General features: G+C 68.3%; 6 protein-coding genes and 1 pseudogene. 5 read left to right on the plus strand and 2 right to left on the minus strand.

All coding sequences use genetic code 11. The annotated features are described in order from the left end of the window. From pgsA to JOZ00_RS20495, 4 genes are all read left to right on the plus strand, one after another. A partial coding sequence (pgsA, locus tag JOZ00_RS20480) for a CDP-diacylglycerol--glycerol-3-phosphate 3-phosphatidyltransferase (protein WP_293347172.1) occupies nt 1–439 on the plus strand: 439 nt, incomplete at its 5' end. 81 nt (nt 440–520) lie between these two features. Continuing rightward, a complete protein-coding gene (gene clgR / locus JOZ00_RS20485) occupies nt 521–856 on the plus strand; it encodes a transcriptional regulator ClgR (protein WP_293347175.1) in 336 nt (111 codons plus the stop codon). Nucleotides 857–973: 117 nt separating this feature from the next. After that, nucleotides 974–1,801: a phage shock protein PspA gene (gene pspA / locus JOZ00_RS20490; RefSeq protein ID WP_293347178.1), complete on the plus strand. Its 828-nt coding sequence runs from the start codon at nt 974–976 to the stop codon at nt 1,799–1,801. Nucleotides 1,802–1,811: 10 nt separating this feature from the next. Next, nucleotides 1,812–2,621 (plus strand): hypothetical protein, encoded by an 810-nt coding sequence (locus JOZ00_RS20495; protein ID WP_293347181.1) that lies wholly within the window; start codon nt 1,812–1,814, stop codon nt 2,619–2,621. On the opposite strand, the gene JOZ00_RS20500 is transcribed toward JOZ00_RS20495, so the two are convergent. Next, nucleotides 2,618–3,046, minus strand: a complete 429-nt coding sequence (locus tag JOZ00_RS20500) for a DUF5313 domain-containing protein (protein WP_293347184.1) — start codon at nt 3,044–3,046, stop codon at nt 2,618–2,620. The genes JOZ00_RS20495 and JOZ00_RS20500 overlap by 4 nt on opposite strands. 5 nt (nt 3,047–3,051) lie before the next feature. Continuing rightward, nucleotides 3,052–3,483: a limonene-1,2-epoxide hydrolase family protein gene (locus JOZ00_RS20505; RefSeq protein ID WP_293347187.1), complete on the minus strand. Its 432-nt coding sequence runs from the start codon at nt 3,481–3,483 to the stop codon at nt 3,052–3,054. 53 nt (nt 3,484–3,536) lie between these two features. Between JOZ00_RS20505 and JOZ00_RS20510 the strand changes: the two are divergent. Then, a pseudogene (locus JOZ00_RS20510) lies at nt 3,537–4,036 on the plus strand (glycosyl transferase); the annotation flags it as partial.

Here is a 4,036-nt window from a genome sequence, read left to right on the forward strand (position 1 = left end):
GATTTTCGCACTCGCGTGCATCACCGACCGGCTGGACGGGCTGCTGGCCCGCAACTACGGGATGGCCACCGAATTCGGTGCTTTCGTCGATCCGATCGCGGACAAGACGCTGGTCGGGTCGGCGCTGATCGGGCTTTCGATGCTCGGCGACCTGCCGTGGTGGGTGACGATCGTGATCATGGCCCGCGAGGTCGGCGTGACCGTGCTGCGGCTGTTGGTGATTCGCCGCGGGGTCATCCCGGCCAGCTGGGGCGGCAAGGTCAAGACCGTCGTTCAGGTGCTGGCGATCGGGCTGTTCATCCTGCCTTGGACAACAACGCCGGGGCCGTTCCGGGTGGCCGCGGCCGTCGTGATGGGCATCGCGATCGTGCTGACGGTGATCACCGGCATCGACTATGTGGTGTCGACCGTCCGGGAGATTCGGCGCTCGGCGAGCTGATTCTTCGATCGCCGAACGGGAACCAGACCACCGTCGCCCTCGTTGCACCTTAAGCAAGCTGTTTGAATTTAGGAGGCCGCGATGCCGTCATTGGTGCGCGAGGTCATCGGCGACGTGCTGCGCGAGGCCCGGACGTCACAGGGCCGTACGCTGCGCGAGGTATCCGATTCGGCGCGTGTGAGCCTCGGATACCTGTCCGAGGTGGAGCGCGGCCGCAAGGAGCCCTCCAGCGAGCTGTTGAACGCGATCTGCGACGCGCTCGACGTGCCGCTGTCGTCGGTTCTCACCGACGCCGGTGAGCGGATGGCCAGCGAGGAGCAGGCCTACCGCACGCCGGTCGGCGAAGTCGGCGCCACCAGCATCGACGCCAGCACCAAGGTGGTCATCCCGCCGGTCGCGTCGCTGGCTATCGCCTGAGCCCCGGGCGGGCGGATCCTGTGCAAGGGGTGGGGCGATCGGCGCCGACCCATTAAATTGAGCGACAAGCGCGAAGCCCATCCAAGGGCCCCACAACAAGCGAAGTGGAGCTAGTTCATGGCCAATCCGTTCGTCAAAGCGTGGAAATACGTCATGGCGCTGTTCAACGCGAAAATCGACGAGCACGCTGACCCGAAGGTGCAGATCCAGCAGGCCATCGAGGAAGCGCAGCGCACGCACCAGGCGCTGACTCAGCAGGCGGCGCAGGTGATCGGCAACCAGCGGCAGCTGGAGATGCGGCTCAACCGGCAACTCGCGGACATCGAGAAGCTTCAGGTCAACGTTCGTCAGGCCCTGACCCTGGCCGACCAGGCCACCGCGGCCGGTGACGCCGCGAAGGCCACCGAGTACAACAACGCGGCCGAGGCGTTCGCGGCCCAGCTGGTGACCGCCGAGCAGAGCGTCGAGGACCTCAAGACCCTGCACGATCAGGCGCTGGGGGCCGCGTCGCAGGCCAAGAAGGCGGTCGAACAGAACGCGATGGTGCTGCAGCAGAAGATTGCCGAGCGCACCAAGCTGCTCAGCCAGCTCGAGCAGGCCAAGATGCAGGAGCAGGTCAGCAACTCGCTGCGGTCGATGAGCGAGATCGCCGCTCCGGGCAACGTTCCCAACCTCGACGAGGTCCGCGACAAGATCGAGCGCCGCTACGCCAACGCGATCGGGGCCGCCGAGCTCGCGCAGGGTTCGGTGCAGGGCCGGATGCTCGAGGTCGAGCAGGCCGGTGTGCAGATGGCCGGCCATTCCCGGCTGGAGCAGATCCGCGCGTCGATGCGCGGCGACGCGTTGCCGACCGGCGGGACGCCGAACGCCGGGGCCACTCCGGCGGTCACTCCCGCGCCCGCCGAGACCACCGGCGGGGCGGCCGAAAAGCCGCTGGGCCAGTAACCGAAGTCTCATGGCGGTGAAAGCGACGCAGCACGGGCTTTGGCGCGCGCTGTTGCAGCGCGGATTCGACACCGTCGCCGACCTTTCCGAGCTGGCGGCCCGCAAGATCAGCGCCGCCGCGGACCCGCGTGCGCGGCTGCTGCGTCGCCGTCGTCGCGCGCTGCGGTGGGGAGTGATCTTCGCCGTCGGGACCGTGTTCTGGGCGGTGGTGACGATAGTGCTGGCCGCGTGGGGCTGGTTCGCGTTGCTCTTGGAGATCACCGGTGGCGTCGCGGTCGTGATGGCCATCCCCGCGACGTTGTTGCTGCTGCGCTACCGGTGGCTGCGCGCGGAGCCGCTGCCGACGCCGCGAGCCGCCAGCACCCGTCGGCTGCCGCCGCCCGGTTCGGCGGCGCGGCCCGCGATGTACGCGCTCGGCGCGTCCGAACGCGGATTCGTCTCGTTGTTGAGCGTGATCGAGCGTGGCGCGATGTTGCCGCCCGACGAAATCCGCGAGCTGAGCGGGGCGGCCGGCAAGACCTCCGCTGCGATGGCGGCGACCGCCGCGGAGGTGGTCTCGATGGAGCGGGCGGCGCAGCATTCGGAATCGTCGCGGTCGTATCTGGTGCCCACCATCAACGCGTTCACCGCGCAACTGAGCGCCGGCGTTCGCCAGTACAACGAAATGGTCACCGCCGCAGCGCAATTGGTATCCTCGGCCAACGGCGACGGATTGGCCGCCGCGCAGCACTACCGCACTGAGTTGGTCGGCGCCACCGATCGCCTGATCGGTTGGGCGCAGGCCTTCGACGAACTCGGCGGCCTGCGCGGGGCCGGCTAAGCGCCGCTTTCGGGGGCGCGCGGCGGCGCCGCATCCGGCCGCGGACCGTAGCGTTCGATGTAGGACTGATGGATGTGCGCGTCGCGCTCGCGGGTGAGCTCGTCGACGAGATCCGGGTTCAGGCCGTGTACCGCCAGCATGTGGCGGCGCCACACCTTGTTGAGGGCGTGCGAGAAGTACACGAACGGAATGAGGATCGGCAGCGTCATGCTCAGGTGCACGTCAACCGTCGTCGGGATCAGCCAGAACGGCGCGAGGATGAGCACCGCCGGCACCGCGACGCGCATCATCATCCGTCGCGTCGCGCCCTTGCCGGCCAAGTCGTTGCGGACCCAGTCCCGCATCGAGTCCGGCAGCTGGCCCCCGCAGCAATAACGGATCAACTGCAAGAAATTCGGCCGCGTCCGGACGCTGTCTTTACTCATGCCTGCTAAAACGTCGATTTGAGCGAAGGTATTACCAACGCCGCCAGCCCGCGTGCTGTGGCCTTCAGCATGTCGAAGAAGTCGAAGTAGTCTCGCCACAGGGTGATTCGCCCGTTGTGCACCTCGAACACGCCGCAGACCCAGAACTGCAGGCGCAGCGGGCCGAAGATCAGCGCGTCGGTGCGTTCGGTGAGCACGGCGCCGCCGTCCGCGGCGATGCGGTGGATCTTCACCTCGAAGGCAGCCCGGCCGTCCATCTGGCGAAACAGCTTCATGGCCCGGGCGCGGCCATGAATCGTGGGGAGTCCGACGTTCTCGTAGACGAGGTTGTCGTCCAGTGCGGCGTCCGCAGCTTCGTAATCCGCATCCTGTAGCGCGTTGAGGAACCCCTCGACCGTGCGCGTGTTCGCAACGGCTGTCCCAGTCAGCTCGGTCATGGTTGTCAGCGTAGGCGAGCGACGTCCTCGGGCGCTGTGGCAGGGTAAGGCCGATGCGCGTCGCCGTGGTCGCCGGGCCGGATCCCGGGCACTCCTTTCCCGCGATTGCGCTGTGCCAACGCTTCGGCGAAGCGGGCGATGAGGCCACACTTTTCACCGGCGAGGAGTGGCTCGACACCGCCGGCGCAGCGGGCGTCGACGCCGCACCGCTGGACGGGCTGGTGGCCACCGACGAGGACGTCGACGCGGGCGCCAGAATCCATCGCCGGGCGGCGCGGATGGCGCAACTCAACGTGCCCGCGCTGCGCGACCTAGCGCCCGACCTGGTGGTGTCCGACGTCATCACCGCGGGCGGCGGCATGGCCGCCGAGCTGCTGGGAATCCCGTGGATCGAGCTCAACCCGCACCCCCTGTACCTGCCGTCGAAGGGACTGCCGCCGATAGGGAGCGGGCTGGCACCGGGCACAGGTGTCCGAGGTCGGCTGCGGGACACCACGATGCGCGCACTCACCGCGCGGTCCTGGCGGGCGGGTTTGCGGCAGCGCGCCGCGGT

Source organism: Mycobacterium sp., from assembly GCF_019243155.1.
GTDB lineage: Bacteria > Actinomycetota > Actinomycetes > Mycobacteriales > Mycobacteriaceae > Mycobacterium.

What these genes read in the sequence shown, in the direction of transcription:
- pspA (WP_293347178.1), top strand. Translation starts at nt 974, where the DNA reads ATGGCCAATCCGTTCGTCAAAGCGTGGAAATACGTCATGGCGCTGTTC.
- JOZ00_RS20505 (WP_293347187.1), bottom strand. Translation starts at nt 3,483, where the DNA reads ATGACCGAGCTGACTGGGACAGCCGTTGCGAACACGCGCACGGTCGAG.
- JOZ00_RS20495 (WP_293347181.1), top strand. Translation starts at nt 1,812, where the DNA reads ATGGCGGTGAAAGCGACGCAGCACGGGCTTTGGCGCGCGCTGTTGCAG.
- JOZ00_RS20500 (WP_293347184.1), bottom strand. Translation starts at nt 3,046, where the DNA reads ATGAGTAAAGACAGCGTCCGGACGCGGCCGAATTTCTTGCAGTTGATC.
- clgR (WP_293347175.1), top strand. Translation starts at nt 521, where the DNA reads ATGCCGTCATTGGTGCGCGAGGTCATCGGCGACGTGCTGCGCGAGGCC.